Genomic DNA, 19214 nt, shown 5'->3' on the forward strand with positions numbered 1-19214 from the left:
CTATCACCCACCGCTAATTCAGGCCCAGTGACAAAGGCATCGTATTCCCCACTACCTACCAACAAATCTGGCGGAACAATCAAAGAATCCCATCCCGCAGGACGACTAGTCTCGGATAGATTATCGTAAAGCGTTTCATCAAAAAAGATGATAAACTCAGAAATCGGCGCAGTCGAATCATTGGTCAGTGTATAGCGGTATTCGTATTCGGTCGGTGAGACCTGCGACACGGTGTAGGTAATGGTCTGGGCAAAGCCCAATGAGGAGAATGCCAATGAGGAGACCACGATTGATAAAGTCGATACGACACGCAGCGTTGATCTAGCGACATCAGTTAACGCAGTTAACGGACTTAGCGCACTTAGCGGACTTAACGCATTAAACGTCCTTAATGCACCGCAAAGCATACGCCCTAACAATGCGCTAGCCGATGAGATAGCCGATGAGATAGTAGGGAAATTAGTCGCGTTGCGGTTTAATCGATAATTTGACATGTTATTGCACCTTCCAAGCTGGATTCCACTGAATTACTTATAAACAATGACCGCCACGATAGCACAAATAAGGGGGGGGGGGGCAAGCGTTAATTTAATTCGCTATCATTGAAAAATGTAGCGCAGCTGGACTAGTCAAGGGGTGGTTTATACCTGCTGGACTATTGCCATCAGGACTATTTCCGCTAGGCATATCATCACTGAGCAAATAGCAAATTAACTAAAAGCGATTTGCCTCGCGATTTACCTCGCAATTCACCTCAAAATCCATTGGCTTTTGCATCAAATACCCTTAAAATAACTACTGCTATTCGTCAATGGATTCAAATCTATTGACTTAATTCAACAAGGCTTAATTTTCGCGCTTAATTCTAACAAGGCTCTCATTAAACCCATGACACAGACTATCAAAATTCGACAACCCGATGACTTTCACGTACATTTGCGTGATGGTGACGCACTCAAACTCACGGTAAAACACGCTGCAGCGCAGTTTAATCGCATCACGGTGATGCCTAACCTGCAACCCCCTGTTGTCAACACCGACGAGGCGCTGGCTTATTTGGCGCGTATTCAGTCGCATATCCCTCAAAATAGCACGCTGACACCGTTAGTGACACTCTATCTCACCGACCAATTAACCACCGATGAAATCACCAAAGCACACGCGGCAGGGGTTAAAGCCATAAAAATGTACCCGCATGGCGTTACCACCAACTCAGAGCATGGCGTGCGTGATAGCGATGGTCTTGACTCGTTATTTGCCTGTATGGCGGAGCTAGGTATGCTATTACTGGTTCACGGTGAAAGCGCCAAACCCGATATTGATATTTTTCACCGTGAAGCCACTTTCATCCAAGAAACGCTCATCGGCATACTGCAACGCCACCCCAAATTGCGTGTCGTTATGGAGCATATCACCACGGAAAAAGCCGTTCAGTTTGTTTCACAAGCCTCTGCACAGCTCGCCGCAACGATTACGCCACAGCATTTACTTGCCAACCGCAATCATTTATTATCAGGTGGTATCAAGCCGCACTACTACTGCCTGCCTATCCTCAAAAAGGAAAGCGATAGACGCGCACTATTACAAGCAGCAACCTCAGGAAACCCTAAATTTTTCCTAGGCACAGACTCTGCACCGCATACCACTGAGACCAAAGAAAGCGCCTGTGGTTGCGCAGGCTGTTACACTATGCCTTACGCAATTGAGTATTACGCAGAGGTATTTGATAGTGTAGGCAAAATCGCACAATTAGAAGGTTTTTCCAGCCGTTTTGGTGCAGAATTTTACCACCTCCCTGTCAATACAAATTATATCGTACTCGAAAAAACACCACAGGCTATCGCCCAACACTTTGCGTATTTGGATAGCGCAATTACCCCGTTAATGGCGGGACAATCGCTACATTGGACCAAGCGCTAGTTAGTCATCAACCTGAAAGGTCACTGAGAGGTATCACTTGCGTTCATTAACGCTTTTATTGCGTCGCTGAGGATCCCGTCTTCTGTGAGGATTCCGTTTTCATGGCCGTTTCTTCAGGCTCAGCCAAAATAACCAAGCGCTTGCCCGTCTCGCCAAAGCGCGTTTGCATCCGAGACACGAAAGTCGGCAACTCAAGCGAATCTAGCGCCTCGGCGATGGCATATTGGCTGTTTTCTGTCTTGTCAGACGTGATAATATCACGCCAATATTGCGATGCCGCTGCGTGCAAATTTTCAGGCTTTTGCTGCAATTCGGTTTTTAGCAACTGACGACTGTTATTGAACTGCGCTGGCGTTAGCTTTTCTAGTGACGGCATAAACGCCTGATAAAATGTCTTGATGTGCTGTTGCAACTCAGTTGCACTCGCGACTGGCGATTGGATGGTAAACCCAATACCTGCGCGATCAACGATAGGACGTGGATAAGCAAAAACGATATACCCCAATTGCTTTTCCGTACGCAATTGGGTGAAAAAATCTGCCTCTAGTAGTTTGACCAACAACGCGGCTTCAGCACGCGCTTGATAGCCAACATCCGACTGAATAAAGTAGCTGATTGCATGGTCATTATGGGGGACCTTAATCGTCAATGTTTCACTGTCTGTTAACGGAACGGCACTGTTTTTTTGCCACGCGGATTGCAGGTTCGCTTCGGCAAGCATTGTCTCAATTTTCTCTGCCATCGCAACACTTTGCACGTGTGTTTTATTACCATAAACCAACATCCTAACGGCTAAAGATTTAAAAAATTCAGCTCTAAATTGTTCAACATCCTGCAAAGTGACTTGTTCAATCTGCGCTAGCCTTGCCTGTGGTAGCGAGCTATGGGTCATTAAACGGGCGTTTTGTTGCGTAAAGGTTTGCTCGTAAGGTCGTTTGCGTAGTGCATTGGTTAACTCACGGCGGTACTCTGCTTTCACCCGCATAAATACATCTGCTTGTATCGGTGTAGTTTTTAGTGCCTGAATGATGTCGCTGAGCAACAACGCCATTTTAGCATCATAGCCATCTAGGCTAACACCAATGGTCGTTTCTCCTGCCCTGATTTCACCGTATAACCCCGCAATGGCTGCGTCATACAATGTCTCTGTTAGTTGTTCGTCAATGACATTAGCCAATAATGCCATCAGGGTCTTTTGACGGTCGTCTAGCGTTAATTGTGGCTGTAAAGACACTTGTACACTGGCACGGGGCACATTAAATGATGCATCATGACGGTAATAAAACTCAACCCCACTCGCACGTTTTTCATGCTGGCTAACGTGTTTTTCTGCATTAAGCGCGTATTTTTCTGCAATAAATGGATTGGGTTTAGGTAGCGCCATCGCTATCGTTGGCAAGTCAGCAACCGCTGTTTCAAAGGCCGACAAATCAAACGATTTTTTCTGATAAGGAACCGAAAAATAATACGTTTTATCGTCTGACTTAAAATCAGGTGACGATAAGTGAACCACCATTTTTTGCGGCACCATCTGCGCTAAATAACGTGTGATTTGTTCACGGTCATACCCTGTAAATATCGACTGAATGGCGAGTACGTCTTGGACTGGGTAGCGATTTAGTCGCTGCGCGGCGGTCGAAACCATATCAATGCTATCTGATTTTTCTTGGTATAAAAAATTGGTTTTAGCGACAGTTGCTAATTCTTGGTATCGTTTCGCACCCGCTGTGTCTTGTCGCAATAAATCCAAATAAGAGAAAATTATTGCGAGCACCTGCTCAGGATGGCTTGCGCCTTGGCTCGTGAGTTTTGCACCTATTTCATAGATTACCTCGTCATTCACTCGCTGCCCTGTGCCAGCATATAACTCGGTAGCATACCCTGCCGTTTTTAACGCACTGAGTAAGCTATGCTGCCCTTCGTAACCGATGACATGCGATATATATTGCAGCGATTTGCTGTAATCATTAGACGCGTCATACGGCAGGGCAAAATTAATGGTCAGCCGTTTTTCATCACGCACGGATTGACTACGAAGCATAAGGGGCAATGTCTTGGCGACAAATAGCGAAGGCGCTTGATTACTGTTATCGGTTTTGCTGGTTGATTTATTTGTCTGTGATGCTATTTCCGATACCGCTTCCGATGCCGCTTCCGGCGCTGTTGGCACGTCTTTGAATAACGCCTCGCCCCAAGCTTTTAGCGTAGCAATGTCTTGGCGACCAATAATCACACCCGCCATATTCTCTGCGTGATAATGTTGTTTATAAAAATCTAACAGTGCGGATCTGACCGTCTCGCTCGGCAGCGTGTCATTGTTCCCAATGTTAAAACGTGAATAAGAACTCGCTGGATTAGTCGCTTGCTTGAACACATCAAGCTTTCTCCAGCCGTCCTCTTTTAGTTTGGACTGGTACTCTGAATCCACCGCATTACGCTCTCTATCGACGTAGGCAGCGTCCATGCGCGGCGCAACAAAAAAACGGCTAAAGCGTTTTAATCCATCGTGCAAGTGATCGGGATCAATATCAAAAAAATAATTCGTCCGATTAAATGCCGTATAGGCATTATGGTTGCCCCCATGCGCGCTGACAAACTGGATATAATCATCTGCATCGGGGTATTGGTCTGTACCTAAAAACAGCATATGCTCTAAAAAGTGAGCCAGTCCAGGAAAATCGCTGGGGTCATCACCCGAGCCAACGGCAACATCAACCGCCGCTGCTGCTCGCTGGGCATTTTCATCAGAAATCAAGAGTAATTTAAACCCGTTTGCTAGTACCATGGCATGATAATGACGCGTGTCATTTTCACTTTTGGTTACTGCTGCTGTGTTTTCTGCCTGGCTAAAAGTGCTAAGTAGCATAAGTATCCCCGTTAATAAGTGCGGTTTTAATCGTTGCATGATTGCTGTTTCCTTTGGGCTAAAATGACAAGCTGTTGGTGCAGTATATTGAGACGCTGCTGGGTTTTTTCAAGCGTCAATGCATTATCAATTACAAAATCTGCCCGTGAATTGCGTGCCAACCTCGGCATTTGCTGCGAAATAATCTGTTCAATGTTTTCATTCGTGTGTGCCTGATCTCGCTTTAAGGCCCTTGTTATTTGTAACGATTCAGGCACATCAATGACAACGCTCACGTCTACCCATTCATCCATGCCTTTTTCAAATAGCAATGGCACCACCAATAAAACATAGGGCGCATCGACCGGTGCCTCAGCCATGGCCGCTCGTGTTTTTTCGCGGATTGCTGGCAAAATGATTGCTTCATACTGCATTTTTATCGCGTTGTCACTGAAAATACGTTGACGAATTTTGTGTCGATTTAAGTGTCCATCATCATGAAAATACGCCGCCCCCAACAACGCTCGAATTAATAGATAAGTAGGGGTCTGTGGTTCAACGACTTGTCTTGACACCACATCGGTATCGACGACATAAGCGCCAAGCCGCTGCAAATAATTCGATGCAACCGTTTTCCCTGATGCAATGCCACCCGTCAGTCCAACGATAAAATGTGTCACTTATTGAAATGGTTCTTTTTCATAACCCGTTAATCACGCTTTAATCACGCTTTAATCACGCTTTAATCACGCTTTAATCACGCTTTAATCACGCTTTAATCACGCGCTAGTAACCCGTCAAAAACCCAACATACCAATCCACAATAGGCCCGCCATACAAAAAGGCAATCAACCCACCCAGAGCCAAATGCGGCCCAAAAGGAATTAAGTTATCTGAGTTGTTGCTACGGTCAAACGCTTTTTGTAGCAAAGCCACCGTAATCCCGCTAAAACACGCAATAATGAGCACCAGTGCAAAGTACTGAAAATGTACCCACGTAAAAATTGCCGCCAATAATTTCGCATCGCCCAACCCCATGCCATCACGCCCTGTAAGTAATTTAAATCCCATGGCGACAACCCATAGACTTAAATAACCAAGCAAAGCCCCAATCACAGCCGTCTCTAATGGGATATAAACCGACCAAATGGCCAAGATAATACCTGCCCACATTAGCGGAATCGTGATGATATCGGGCAATAATTTGACTTTTAAGTCGATACCCGTCAGAGCGACTAAGGTAAACACAAAAAATAAGGCAAAAAAACCCGCGGCATTGGCACCAAGATGCCAAAAAACAAACGTAGCAATTACCGCTGTTGACAATTCAACAAAGGGATAAAAAGCCGAAATGCGCGCCCCACAGCCGCGACATTTGCCACGAATCGCCAGATAGCTAATGATGGGGATGTTCTCAATGCCTTGCACCATACGACCACAGTCTCTACACTGAGAACGCGGTACAACAAGGTTAAACTTTTCTACCGCTACTGGCGCGATACCAAGTATTTCTCTGGCTTGTGCCTGCCAGTCACGTTCCAAAATAATGGGCAGCCGATAAATGACGACATTCAAAAAACTACCCACTAACGCAGAAAAAATGAAAACCGCCACCAGCAACGCTAGCGGCGGCAAATCAAGTAGTGCATAAGCTAAAGCGTCGAACAAGCTAACCAACCACATCGCCTAACATAAAGATTGGCATATACATGGCAATCACCAACGTACCAACGACTAATGCGAGAAACCCGATAATAAGTGGCTCTAACATCGTGGTTAGGTTATCAATTTTATAATCTAACTCTTCTTCATAAAAATTAGCTACATTGCCTAGCATGTCGCCTAAGTTACCCGACTCCTCACCAATACCCACCATTTGGATGGCAAACGGCTCAAATCGCTCGGAGTTCTGCATCGCAAAATTCAGCTGCGCACCGTTTTCAACGTCTTTGGCAATTTCGTACGTACTTTCCTCATAAATGACACTGCCCGTCGCTGGCGCCGTGGCATTTAAGCCCCTTACCAGCGGCACACCCGAATCAAATAGTACCGATAGCGTCCGTGAAAATCGCGCCATCGAGCCCAGTTTGAGTATTCCTCCTAATAAAGGAATTTTAAAAGAAACTTTGTTAACCCAACGCTGAAACTCCCGATTGCGCTTTTTAAAGTAGAAAAAGACAACGACAACCAATACCAGTAAGACTGCCAGCATCCAGCCCCACTCAATCACTGCTTCCGAAAAGGCGACTACTGCTTTTGTCAAGGCAGGCAATTCCGCACCAAAATCGGCGAAAAAACTCTGAAAAACGGGAATAACTTTAACCAATAATATCAATGTCACAATGATTGCTGCAATCACAACCATCGTCGGGTACATCAACGCTTTTTTGACTTTCTTCTTAACTGCTTCCGATTTTTCTTTGTTTGTGGCAATCTTATTCATGGTTTCGTCCAAGACACCCGCCTCTTCGCCTGCGCTAACCAACGAAAGATATAAATCATCAAAGTACAACGGATGCTTTGATAATGCTTCGGAAAAGCTACTACCGCCTTCGACCTCATTCCGAATATCCTCTATCATCTCACGCAAACGAATCGGTTTCTCAATGCCTTCGGCAATCAAGGACAGCGATTTGGTCACCGACATTCCAGCCCTTAACATTGTCGACATCTGCCGCGAGAAACTCACGATATTCTTTGGTTTTATTCGCCCTTTGGACTCATACAGGGGCTTAGGCTTCTCAATAACCTTGGTTGCAATAACACCTTGTTTTTGTAAGAACGTTCTTACCAACTGTTCATTGGCGGCTGTAATCTCGCCTTTTTTGGTTTTCCCGTCTTTGCCTTTCCCGGCCCACTGGTATGTAGTGGTTTGTTTTTTTGCTGTTGTTGTTGCCATTCCTTTCTCCTTAGTCCACGGTTACTCTGAGAATTTCTTGAATACTGGTTATTCCTTTGCGGACTTTATCCAATCCAGATTGCCGCAAATCCCAAAACCCTTCTTTTGCACATTGCTCCGCAAGATCTATTGAACTTGCACCATTCATAATCATTTCAGACATCGCTGGGGTAATTTTAACGACTTGATAAACCCCTGCCCGCCCCGCATAACCTTGACCGCCACAACGGTCACAGCCCTTGGGTGCATAAATCTTGACTTCGTCGGCCTCATCTTCGCTAAAGCCTAATTGCACCAATTGTTGCTCCGTCCAGCTACGATCGCGCGTTTTACAATGCGAACATAAACGTCGCACCAACCGCTGCGCCATAATCAGCTCAACGGATGCAGCAATATTATACGCTGGCACCCCCATATTCCCTAATCGGGTAATCGTCTGCGGCACATCATTTGTGTGCAATGTAGATAAAACCATGTGCCCAGTTTGCGCGGCTTTGATTGCGATCTCCGCTGTCTCTAGGTCACGAATCTCACCGACCATGATAATATCTGGATCCTGTCGCAAAAATGCCCGTAGCGCCGATGCAAAGGTCATACCTTGCTTGGCGATAATATTGACCTGATTCACACCAGGCAACGTGATTTCAACTGGGTCTTCAGCGGTTGATATATTTACCGTTGGTTCATTGAGGATATTAAGTCCTGTATAGAGCGACACGGTTTTACCAGAGCCCGTTGGTCCTGTCACCAAAACTAGCCCTTGCGGCTTTTTAATGGCATCCAAATAGAGTGCCTTTTGCTGATCGGTAAAACCTAGCATCTCAATATTCAGCTTAGCGGCGCTACCGTCTAAAATCCGTAAAACGATTTTTTCGCCCCACAAGGTTGGCAGCGTGTTGACACGGAAATCGATGACTTTGCTTTCGCTAACGGGTAGTTTAATTCGGCCGTCTTGGGGCACGCGTTTCTCAGCGATATCCATCCCTGACATCACTTTTAAGCGTGCAGTAATACGATTTCTAATGTTGGCAGGTGGCGTAGAAATCTCTCTAAGCACACCATCTTTGCGAAAACGGACGCGATACGTGTGTTCATATGGCTCAAAATGCAAATCTGAAGCCCCTGTGCGTATCGCATCTAGTAGCATTTCTGATACGTACTTCACCACGGGGGCTTCTTCTTCCTCACCCCCGCCCATCAATAGTTTAGAGAGCTCTTCTAATTCTTTTTGTTTTTGCGCTTCGTCTTCGACTGCATCGTTAGCAAATAAATCATCAATATCCCCGCGACCCGCAAAGACATCTTCAATCATCTGCTCTAATTGCTCGACTCCGACAATCAGTGGCTCGGCTGCGCTGTAATTCGCCGAATATTTAAACGCATCTAAACCAATGCTATCAAACGGATCATAGGTCGCGACGAACAAGCGGCCAGAACGTTCAAAAACAGGCAGCATGGCGTATTTTCGCACCATTTTCTCATCGGCCTTTCTCATCAGCTCTTGTGATAATAGAATTTCGCGCAAATCAACCACAGGATAATTACTATACTGATGATTCCAAGCCAGCAGCTCCGAAGACCCAATGATATTTTCAGCGATCAATTGTCGCGGAAAACTGGTGCGCTTGCGCAAAGAACTCATTTGAATTTCTTGGATTTGCTCGGGGGTGGCTCGCTTTGCCTTGATAATCTGCGAAATAATTGCGTCGTACTGAGATTGCATGGTTACGCTACGTTGTCCTTAAAATATAAACATTGAGAGAGATAATAACCTTTATTATACGCATTTACGTCAAACTTAGGAAATTATTCAGCATTTGATGGCCTGACTCGGTCATAATTGATTCGGGATGAAATTGTACGCCATAAATCGGCTTGCTTTTGTGACAAAAGCTCATCACCTCTTCTAACTCACCGTGTTCGTCTAGCACATATCCTGTAACATCCAAGCACGCTGGCATCGATTGAGGCGCCACTACCAGCGAATGATAACGTGTCACACAAACAGGGGATTCAATCCCTTGGTAAAGCCCATCGCCGTTATGATAAACCTGCGAGACCTTACCATGCATAATATGCTTTGCATGCACAATATCGCCGCCAAACGCCTGCGCAATCGTTTGATGCCCTAGACATACACCCAATATTGGATACTCATCCGACAATTGTTGCACAATGGACAAACAAACACCTGCCTCATTTGGCGTGCGAGGCCCCGGGGAAAGCACTATCCAGCGCGGATCTAATGATCGAATTGCTTCAACCGTAATCTGATCATTTCGTGCAACAACGACTTCGCAGCCCAGTTCAGAAAAATACTGAACCAAGTTATACACGAATGAGTCGTAGTTATCTATCATTAATAACTTTGGTTGTGCCATTTTATCGATAATCGTTAAATAATAAAAGAAATTATAACAAAACAGGTGATTTCTGCTGATTTTTTTTGCATCATATACATTAATAATTCGTAATTAACATAAAAAACATGAAAACATGCCGTCCATTTATCGACTATTTTAGACAAGCTGCACCCTATATTCACCAGCATCGGAACAAAACCTTTGTGTTTTGCTTGCAAGATGATGGTGCGTTAGATCAGTTTTTGCAGCCTATTTTGCATGACATCGCTATCTTGCATTCTTTGCGAATTCGTGTCGTCATTGTTTTTGGCGCAAGGCATCGTATTAATACTGAGCTAAACCACGGTGTTTTTCATAATAACTGTCGCATTACTTCGCCCGAAGCGATGCGAAAAATCCAAGAAATCATCGGTGCGCGCCAAATTCAGATTAGCGCAACGCTGTCGATGGGACTGGCAAACTCGCCGATGCAAGGCGCGTCCATCCAGACAAGCACTGGCAACTTTGTCATCGCCAAACCAATCGGCATTGTTGATGGCGTTGATTTTGGCTTAACGGGGACCATTCGCAAAATACGGGAGACGCCGATCACACAAAAATTAGACCAAGGTGAAATCGTCATTATTCCACCTATCGGCTACTCGACAACCGGTGAAGTTTTTAACTTGACCACAGAGATGGTTGCCAGCGCGGTCTCTGAAACCCTAAATGCCGACAAACTACTCTTTTTTAATGACAGTTACAAAACGCTACTGCCGCAAATCAATCACCAACATGCCATTACGCCGCACGTTGCCAAGCAACTTACACCCCCCGATCAAACGCTAGCCGAAATCATTCACGCCGCCGTCAGCGCCTGCGAAAAAACCGTCAATCGCGCACATATCATCCCAAAAGACATCGATGGCGCTATTTTGGCAGAGCTTTTTACTCGTGACGGCGCAGGACTGATGATTACTAACGATGCCTACGACCGCATTGAACAAGCAACCATTCATGATATTTCGAGTTTACTCGCGCTTATCCAACCGCTAGAGGAGCAAGGCATTCTCGTCAGACGCTCACGTGAATTATTAGAAACGGAGCTAAGCACCTTTAGCCTACTCAAACGCGATAACTCGGTCATTGGCTGCGCCTCGCTAAAGCCTTTTCCTGAGGAAAATGTCGCCGAGCTAGGCTGCCTTGCCATTAGCCCCGACTATCAAAAACAAGGACTTGCGGACAAGCTACTAACCCATATTGAAAAAAAAGCCAAAGACCAGCGTTTTTCTCACCTGTTTTGCCTAACGACCCATACCTCGCATTGGTTTTTGGAGCGCGGCTTTGAGCCTACTGAGTTATCAGCACTGCCTGCACAAAAAAAGGCTTTTTACAATTATAGTCGGCAATCAAAGCCTTATATTAAAGCCCTGAATTAACGCGCAGCATTAAGGCGCTAACTTAGCCTTAGCTTAACCTTAACTTAGGGCTAAGCTAGATTACTATAATCAATTCAATAAATTGAGTTAATTAAATTTTTCAGGTCGCATGTAGGGGAATAATAACACATCACGAATTGACGCGGCATCGGTTAATAGCATCACGAGACGGTCAATACCAATACCCTCGCCCGCGGTTGGCGGCATCCCGTATTCCAACGCCCTGATATAATCGTGATCAAACTGCATGGCTTCATCATCACCTGCGGCTTTGGCTTGGACTTGTTCGGCAAACCGTGCAGCCTGATCCTCGGCATCGTTTAACTCAGAAAACCCATTGGCAATTTCTCGGCCCGCGATAAATAACTCAAACCGATCGGTCACCGAAGGATTGTCATCATTCCGCCGTGAAAGCGGTGATACTTCATCGGGGTAGTCTAAAATATACGTGGGCTGAATGAGCAAATGCTCGACCGTTTCTTCGAATAAAAACGTTTGCAGTTTAGCTAGGCTTTGATTGGCAGGCATAGAAACGCCCAACTTTTTACCCAACGACTCAATGGCGTCAACACTAGATACATCTGCCGCGACGACCCCATCATGATATTGACAAATGGCATCACACATTGTCAGACGAGCAAATGGCTGACCAAAGTCAATGATTTGCCCTTGGTAAGTTACCTGCAACTGGCCATTTACCGCCAATACGACTTCTCGCAACAGCGTCTCAGTCAACGCCATCAAATCCTGGTAATCGGCATAGGCTTGATAAAACTCTAACATGGTAAATTCGGGGTTGTGTCGCGTTGACACCCCTTCATTTCTAAAGTTACGATTGATTTCAAAGACCCGCTCAAACCCACCAACCACTAAGCGTTTTAAATAAAGCTCAGGGGCTACACGCAAAAATAAATCAATATCTAGCGCATTATGGTGCGTCGTAAAGGGTTTTGCCGTCGCGCCACCCATAATCGTATGCATCATCGGCGTTTCGACCTCTAGATAGCCCTGCGATTCAAAAAACTGGCGAATTAGACTGACGACTTTGGAGCGCGTACGAAAAATATCCCGCGACTGCCCGTTCATAATCAAATCCACATAGCGCATACGGTAACGCTGCTCTTGATCGGATAGTCCATGGAATTTTTCAGGCAATGGCCGCAGTGATTTGGTCAGTAACTGAATATCACTTACCTGAATCGTAAGCTCACCTGTTCGCGTTGTAAATAGGGTGCCTTTGGCACCAACAATATCGCCAACATCCCAGGTTTTAAAGTCTGTATATTCGCCTTCTGGCAACGCATCTCGCTGGACATAGCATTGTATGCGCCCTGTTGCGTCTTGAATTTGGATAAAACTGGCTTTGCCCATGATGCGTTTTGCCATGACGCGACCTGCCACGGCAACATTTGCCGCTGCTTGCGTTGATTCATCAGCGCCCGCAAAAGTTTCATGCAAATTCGCCGCATGGTGTGTGGGTTTAAACTGATTCGGAAACGCAATCCCTTTCTCACGAAGGGCCGCGAGTTTTTTGCGGCGCTCAGCGATTAATTGATTTTCTGTTTTTTCTTGGGGTTCTGTTTGTCCGGGGTTATTATCAGTCATTACACACCTTGTTTTAAACTTGCTTCGATAAATGGATCCAAATCGCCGTCTAATACGGCCTGTGTATTGCCCGTCTCTACCTGTGTCCGTAAATCCTTAATACGACCAGAGTCCAAGACATAAGAACGAATTTGGCTGCCCCAACCAATATCCGACTTGGTTGCCTCGAGGGCCTGTGATTCTGCTTGGCGCTTGAGCATTTCCAGCTCATACAATTTTGCCTTTAGTTGCTTCATCGCCGTGTCTTTATTTTGATGCTGCGAACGGCCGTTTTGACACTGTACGACGGTATTGGTCGGCAAGTGCGTGATACGAACGGCTGATTCGGTTTTATTCACGTGTTGTCCGCCAGCACCTGAGGCACGATACACATCAACGCGCAAATCGGATGGGTCAATTTCAATTTCAAAACTGTCATCGATTTCTGGCGATACAAATACCGATGCAAACGATGTATGTCGGCGCGCACCCGAATCAAACGGCGATTTTCGCACCAACCGATGCACGCCTGTCTCGGTTCGTAGCCAGCCATAGGCATATTCACCTTGGACATGAATGGTCGCCGATTTGATACCAGCGACTTCACCGACGGACTCTTCGATAACCTCTACTTGAAATCCTTTTTGCTCTGCCCAACGCAAGTACATTCGCAGTATCATACTAGCCCAATCTTGGGCCTCTGTGCCACCCGAACCCGACTGGATGTCAAGGTAAGCATTATTGGCATCGGCTTTGCCTGAGAACATACGGCGAAATTCTAGCTGTGCCAATTGCTTTAGCGCGGTGTCAATATCAGCGGTAATGTCATCAACCGTGTCTGTGTCTGCTTCTTCCTGTGCAATTTCTAACATGCCTTCTGAATCAAGCAGCGTGGTACGAATCGTATCTAGCGTGTTGATGTTTTTTTCTAGTGCGGTTTTTTCTTGGTTTAACTGCGCTGCGGTGTCGGGATTGTCCCAGACCGCAGGCTCAGATAGCTCACGCAGGACTTCTTCGAGGCGTTCAACCATCGCTTCATACGCCATGTAGTCACGCATGGCCAATTCGCGGGCACAGCCGTCTTTAATTTGCTCGAATAAGTGCGCTAACTCCATAACTGACTGATGATTGCATCGTGAAAATTCAAAAGGACGTGCATTGTAGCAAACTTTCGCAAAAGGTTGAACGTTTATTGTGCATCTGTCAGCCCAAAGGGTTAATGTCCGCTTTATTCCCAAGCAGAAATGTCCGCTTTTGGGTATTGAAAATGACACAGAGGAACCTTATGAGTGTTCCTTATGAGTGACAAAGAATTAAGTCGTATATCCGTAATTGCGTGGTGTCCCTAAGTGGTCGTTTTGGTAATAGCTGTAGCTTAAGCTATCCCCCGCTTTGTCGATTTTGACCAATGGATTGGTGGTGTAGGGGCTGTTTGGCTCGTACAAATAGCCCTGAATAAACTCACCCCGCTCGTCAAACTCAGCCGTCAGTCCGTTGTGCGTGTAGAAGTAATACGTGGTCTGGCTATCGTTGCTTTTTTGCACGGTTTTCTTAACACGGCGGTTTTCTAAGTCATAAGTATTTTGCTGGACGAATTGTTGCCCTTCTTGCCCACCGCGAGTAACGCTCACCAGGCGCTGACGCACGTCATACGCATAATCGGTGGTGAGATTGCTGGCGGTCTCGACCAACTGGCTGGTATTGCCGTTGGTGTCGTATTGGAAATTGTTAAGCGGTGTGTTAATCAGCTGATCACGCGCGTTGTATTGCCACTGCCCCGTCCCCGCTAACAAATCACTCAAGCGATTACCCACCTTGTCATACGAATACGTCTCGTTATCCAAAGTCGGATGATTGGCTTGAATCAAGCGATACGCCGCATCATAGCTATAATCATACACGCCATGCTCGGTGGTTTTTTTGAGGATATTCCCCACCTTGTCATGATAGGCTCTACTCGGAATCTGACCCACTATTCGTACTATCTGTGCCACCGTAGTCATTATTTCCATATGAAAGCGCCGAACTTGGCTCAGCACCATTTAAATAATTCAACTTTACATCAAGATAAATTTCATCATAGTTGGCTTGTTGCACCTCCTCTTCGAAGTATTTCTTTATCTCCACTTCATCGCCAAAGCAAACCAATGCATGATATTTAGCCAAATAAGATAATTTGCATGCATCAATTGTTTTAGTGATTTGGGCATAAGTGTAGGATGATTGACGACCATAACGACGCACCAGATGATAAGAAAGTTTGCGAATACAGGTCTTAATAAGTTTTTTATTATAACACCTACGTAACCAGCTAAACATATCAAACCTCATCAACTAATTAGCGAAATGATTAACGAAATGTAACTCGGCATAATCGTTATCGACATCCAACTCATAAGTCACCTCATAATTAATCTCTTTTTCTGATAAATTTTGAGAATGGACGAAAAGCAGCATTGAGGCAGTATAACCAACTACAGCATTACCAGGAATAACAGTAAACATACTTTTAAACATCATTTTTTTATAATCAGTATGAGACCTCATTAATGGAAAGATATGTTTGCATAATTTTAGGATATACTGCCGTTGATTGAAAACCACAGTGACCGAATCTCCCGCTAAAAGGCATCGAAATATATGACGAATCGGTTCTATTGATTTCCAAGTCATTTGATATGTGATTTTTTCCATAACGATAATAAACTATTCAATCGCGTTACATACTGTAATTACGCAACCAGCTAAAATCGCACCACAGCCACCAAAACATATCGCAGCTGTCCATGGCGTCTTTGTCCATGGTGATGTGATGCAAAATACAGTACACAGTTTGAATGATGACCAACAAAACTTCCCTCTATTTTTTCCTTTTGGTGATCCGCCAGGTGGAGTGGGTTGTGTGCCAGGAGGTTCAATGGTTTCTATCCCACCTGGAATGCTAGGCTTTTTCTTTTTTAGCCCATCTTCGTCCACAAACACCAACGGGTTTTGGCGCGCATACCCATACGTATTAATGCCACCTGCTAATCCAATCGGGTCGGTTTGCAAGTAGCGACCTAGGTTAGGATTATAATCCCTGTGGTAGTTTTGGTAAAGGTTAATTTCTTCGTCATGTATCTGCCCTGCATCACGTTCGAATAACTTGACCGCTAATTGTGTTTCTAGTGCGGCAATCCGCGAGGAAATCGCGGGCTGGGTGGTATAGAGCTTTTCTGCCGTTTTATGAAAGTTTTTCAAGGCGGCTAGCCAAACAAACGCTTCTAATTGTTTTATAGTAAAATTCAATGACATCGCAATACTATAGCATTTTTCATGAGCCAGACTGCGAAATTAACGTCCATATCGGTCCAAAAGCGCATCTGCGTTCGTCTTTTCTGACCGCGTTCGTCTTGTCTGACTGCCTGTACCTGCCAGGTTATCCCATCGATTAGATAAAAAATACCAAACGAGTTAGCGATGAATCATGCGTTTGACCAGATGTGTCTTTGACCAAAACGATAAAAAAACAACCGCGACTACATGCGTGGCAATCAAATAAGGTAGTATCTCCGCCAAGGTCTTGTGCCAACCCATCAACGCATAGGCCCAATCATAATCATAGCCGTACTCATAACCCAGATAGCCTGTCGCAACCGTCAACAACAACACGACCCACAATAACCAAATCATCCAACCACCAAGCGGTGTATAACGTGAATGGATTTTTTCTCGGTTTTTAATGGCGCGAAAATCTTGCCAAATAATACGCGGATTGATGGTCAATTTTGGCCCACCCAAAATACCAATCAGCACAATCCGTAGTAGCACGGCAAACCCGATAATAAAACCGACATTTTCGTGCAGCTTGCTCTCTGGCTGGCTGATCCACAAATTAACAACGACCCCGATAGCAACCAGCCAATGAATTAACTTCGCCAACAAAGGAAAATTGATATCATGAGCCGCTATATTTTGCTGGCGTGACGCCATTTTTTTAAATAAATTCATCGCACTCAGGTGCAGGCACAAAAGGACATAAAAGGGCAAAAACGAGGCATAACCGCCGTCTCAAAGGTGATGCTTAATCGATGCTTAATCGATACTTAATCTACCGAAAAGTACTCATGCGAGTTGTCCTTCATATCACGGACTTTTTTAAAGATATCACCGCCGTCCACACGGTCACTCATACCGACTTCGACTTTGATTGCTTCAATATTATCAATGAATTTTTGCAACCCGTTTTCGTAGTCTGCTTGGCTTTTATCGCTTAGACCGTCACGTATGACATACGCCTCAAATCCTTTAGCATCTTCTGCGGCTGTTTGCATTTGCGTTAGCGCCGAAAGAATCTCATCCTTATCATCTGTTTTGCGGATGACACGTAGCGCTTTGCCCATTTGTTTCATTTGTTTTGCAATGTCTTCATTGACCTCATGATTTTCATGTGCCATCGCCACAGAACTTAGCATAAACAACAACATAAATAAGGTGGCGACAATTTGCTTCAAATAAGTCGTCATTAGTTGCATTTTTTTCTCCTCTCTTTCATTTAAATGGACGCCACCCATTATAAAAACTATCCACACTAAAGCCATCACAATTTAATTAATTATCGGCTCCGTCTATTGGGCAGCTATTGGGCAGCTATTGGGCAGCTATTGGGCAGCTATTGGGCAGCTATTGGTCAATCAACTAACAGGCGATTCAACAATCAATAAAATTAACAGGCACCTCAATCACATTAACGGCCAACCCGCCGCGCGCGGTTTCTTTGTACTTATCCATCATGTCTTTGCCCGTGTCTTTCATGGTTTTAATGACCTTATCCAGTGACACAAAATGCGTCCCGTCACCACGACGGGCAATGCGCGATGCGTTAATGGCCTTGACTGCACCCATGGCGTTGCGTTCAATGCAAGGCACTTGCACTAATCCACCGACGGGATCACAGGTCAATCCCAGATTATGCTCGATACCGATTTCTGCGGCATTGGTGCACTGTGATGGTGTGCCATGAAACGCCTCGGTTAGGCCAGCCGCCGCCATTGCACAGGCCGAACCAACCTCACCCTGACAACCGACTTCAGCCCCTGAAATTGAGGCGTTTTGTTTGATGATAATGCCAATAGCGGCTGCCGTTAACAAAAAATTATAAATCTCTTTTTGATTAAAGGTAACCGCAAAATCACGATAATAATGCAACGTTGCAGGAATAATTCCCGCCGCACCATTCGTCGGCGCCGTCACCACACGGCCACCTGCTGCGTTTTCTTCGTTAACCGCCAAGGCATATAAATTTACCCAATCCATTTCGTACAAAGCGATACGCTCACTGACATCGACCAATTCGTCTTTTTCTTTTTGCAATTGACGATACAGTGCGGCAGCGCGACGTTTGACCTTCATGCCACCGGGTAAAATGCCGTCTTTTTGGCAACCACGTTTAACGCAGTCTTGCATCGCTTGCCATATGGCATCTAATTTTTCGTAAATAATGACCTCATCATGGTACGTTTTTTCATTCTCAAGCACGACTTCACAGATACGCTTGCCTGTTTTTTCGCACTGCGCCAGCAGCTCTTCGCCCGTATTAAAGGGGTAAGGCACATCGACATGCTGCGCCACAAACAAATCACTTTGTCGGCTGGCGTCATCGTCATTGATTACAAATCCGCCACCTACCGAATAATAAATCCCATCGCACAAAACTTGCCCATCGCTGTCATAGGCGTGCAAACTCATGGCGTTGGGGTGATACGGCAGGAATTTCTTTTTATGCAAAATTAAGTCGTGCTCAATATCAAAATCAATGGCGTGCTGGGCGTTTAACAATAACTGTTTTTGGGTTCTAATCGCGTCAATTCTTGCCTCGACTAATTCTGTGTCGGTCGTTTCGGGCAGCTCACCCAAAAGCCCCAGCATGACAGCTTTGTCACTACCGTGCCCCTTTCCCGTTGCACCTAATGAGCCAAATAACTCGCATTTGATGCGAGCGGTTTTTTCAAGCGCTTGAGTTTGTTTTAGTTTGTCTAAAAATAGGTTAGTCGCTTTCATAGGACCGACCGTGTGAGAGCTAGATGGGCCTATCCCTATTTTGTACATTTCAAAAATACTAATCATTATTTATGCCTTTTCATTGCCTGTTAACTGTTATAATCATGATAAAATCTCGCTAATCATAAAAAAACTATACCCTGAAA

At 45.2% G+C, this 19214-nt stretch carries 17 protein-coding genes; 2 read left to right on the forward strand and 15 right to left on the reverse strand.

From position 1 onward, the window contains the following. Positions 1 to 494, reverse strand: a 494-nt coding sequence (locus tag GCU85_RS09520) for a hypothetical protein (RefSeq protein ID WP_152810952.1), incomplete at its 3' end; no start/stop codon positions are given. 394 nt (positions 495 to 888) lie between these two features. Between GCU85_RS09520 and pyrC the strand changes: the two genes are divergently transcribed. Then, entirely contained in the window at positions 889 to 1920 is a 1032-nt protein-coding gene (gene pyrC / locus GCU85_RS09525) for a dihydroorotase (RefSeq protein ID WP_152810953.1), read from the forward strand. A 55-nt stretch (positions 1921 to 1975) separates the two neighbouring features. Here pyrC and GCU85_RS09530 read toward each other — a convergent pair whose 3' ends face one another. From GCU85_RS09530 to GCU85_RS09555, 6 genes are all read right to left on the reverse strand, one after another. Continuing rightward, complete coding sequence (locus GCU85_RS09530; protein ID WP_152810954.1) at positions 1976 to 4825, reverse strand: insulinase family protein; 2850 nt, start codon at positions 4823 to 4825, stop codon at positions 1976 to 1978. Beyond that, positions 4813 to 5445, reverse strand: coding sequence for a dephospho-CoA kinase (gene coaE, locus GCU85_RS09535; RefSeq protein ID WP_152810955.1), 633 nt, complete (start codon positions 5443 to 5445; stop codon positions 4813 to 4815). The genes GCU85_RS09530 and coaE overlap by 13 nt, the downstream gene beginning before the upstream one ends. 106 nt (positions 5446 to 5551) lie before the next feature. Beyond that, complete coding sequence (locus GCU85_RS09540) at positions 5552 to 6433, reverse strand: prepilin peptidase (RefSeq protein ID WP_218110660.1); 882 nt, start codon at positions 6431 to 6433, stop codon at positions 5552 to 5554. Position 6434: 1 nt separating this feature from the next. Further along, on the reverse strand, positions 6435 to 7664 hold the full coding sequence (locus GCU85_RS09545; protein ID WP_152810957.1) for a type II secretion system F family protein: 1230 nt from the start codon (positions 7662 to 7664) through the stop codon (positions 6435 to 6437). Between the two features lie 10 nt (positions 7665 to 7674). Beyond that, positions 7675 to 9387, reverse strand: a complete 1713-nt coding sequence (gene pilB / locus GCU85_RS09550) for a type IV-A pilus assembly ATPase PilB (protein WP_152810958.1) — start codon at positions 9385 to 9387, stop codon at positions 7675 to 7677. 64 nt (positions 9388 to 9451) lie between these two features. Then, positions 9452 to 10045: an anthranilate synthase component II gene (locus GCU85_RS09555; RefSeq protein WP_152810959.1), complete on the reverse strand. Its 594-nt coding sequence runs from the start codon at positions 10043 to 10045 to the stop codon at positions 9452 to 9454. Positions 10046 to 10152: 107 nt separating this feature from the next. Between GCU85_RS09555 and argA the strand changes: the two genes are divergently transcribed. Continuing rightward, positions 10153 to 11445, forward strand: coding sequence for an amino-acid N-acetyltransferase (gene argA, locus GCU85_RS09560; RefSeq protein ID WP_152810960.1), 1293 nt, complete (start codon positions 10153 to 10155; stop codon positions 11443 to 11445). An 87-nt stretch (positions 11446 to 11532) separates the two neighbouring features. On the opposite strand, the gene lysS is transcribed toward argA, so the two are convergent. From lysS to GCU85_RS09595, 8 genes are all read right to left on the reverse strand, one after another. Continuing rightward, on the reverse strand, positions 11533 to 13050 hold the full coding sequence (gene lysS, locus GCU85_RS09565; protein ID WP_152810961.1) for a lysine--tRNA ligase: 1518 nt from the start codon (positions 13048 to 13050) through the stop codon (positions 11533 to 11535). After that, positions 13050 to 14144 (reverse strand): peptide chain release factor 2, encoded by a 1095-nt coding sequence (gene prfB / locus GCU85_RS09570; protein WP_152810962.1) that lies wholly within the window; start codon positions 14142 to 14144, stop codon positions 13050 to 13052. The genes lysS and prfB overlap by 1 nt, the downstream gene beginning before the upstream one ends. Positions 14145 to 14342: 198 nt before the next feature. Beyond that, positions 14343 to 15041 (reverse strand): hypothetical protein, encoded by a 699-nt coding sequence (locus tag GCU85_RS09575; RefSeq protein ID WP_218110661.1) that lies wholly within the window; start codon positions 15039 to 15041, stop codon positions 14343 to 14345. Next, a complete protein-coding gene (locus GCU85_RS10080; protein WP_218110662.1) occupies positions 14983 to 15348 on the reverse strand; it encodes a DUF6559 family protein in 366 nt (121 codons plus the stop codon). Before GCU85_RS10080 ends, GCU85_RS09575 begins: the two co-directional genes overlap by 59 nt. Before the next feature lie 387 nt (positions 15349 to 15735). Next, on the reverse strand, positions 15736 to 16323 hold the full coding sequence (locus GCU85_RS09580; RefSeq protein WP_152810964.1) for an RHS repeat-associated core domain-containing protein: 588 nt from the start codon (positions 16321 to 16323) through the stop codon (positions 15736 to 15738). Positions 16324 to 16482: 159 nt separating this feature from the next. Continuing rightward, positions 16483 to 17019: a cytochrome b/b6 domain-containing protein gene (locus tag GCU85_RS09585; RefSeq protein WP_152810965.1), complete on the reverse strand. Its 537-nt coding sequence runs from the start codon at positions 17017 to 17019 to the stop codon at positions 16483 to 16485. 95 nt (positions 17020 to 17114) lie between these two features. Continuing rightward, on the reverse strand, positions 17115 to 17543 hold the full coding sequence (locus tag GCU85_RS09590) for a cytochrome b562 (RefSeq protein ID WP_218110663.1): 429 nt from the start codon (positions 17541 to 17543) through the stop codon (positions 17115 to 17117). Between the two features lie 175 nt (positions 17544 to 17718). Beyond that, positions 17719 to 19134 (reverse strand): L-serine ammonia-lyase, encoded by a 1416-nt coding sequence (locus GCU85_RS09595; RefSeq protein WP_152810967.1) that lies wholly within the window; start codon positions 19132 to 19134, stop codon positions 17719 to 17721. Between the last annotated feature and the right edge of the window lie 80 nt (positions 19135 to 19214).

It is taken from the genome of Ostreibacterium oceani, assembly GCF_009362845.1.
GTDB classification, from domain to species: Bacteria; Pseudomonadota; Gammaproteobacteria; order Cardiobacteriales; family Ostreibacteriaceae; genus Ostreibacterium; species Ostreibacterium oceani.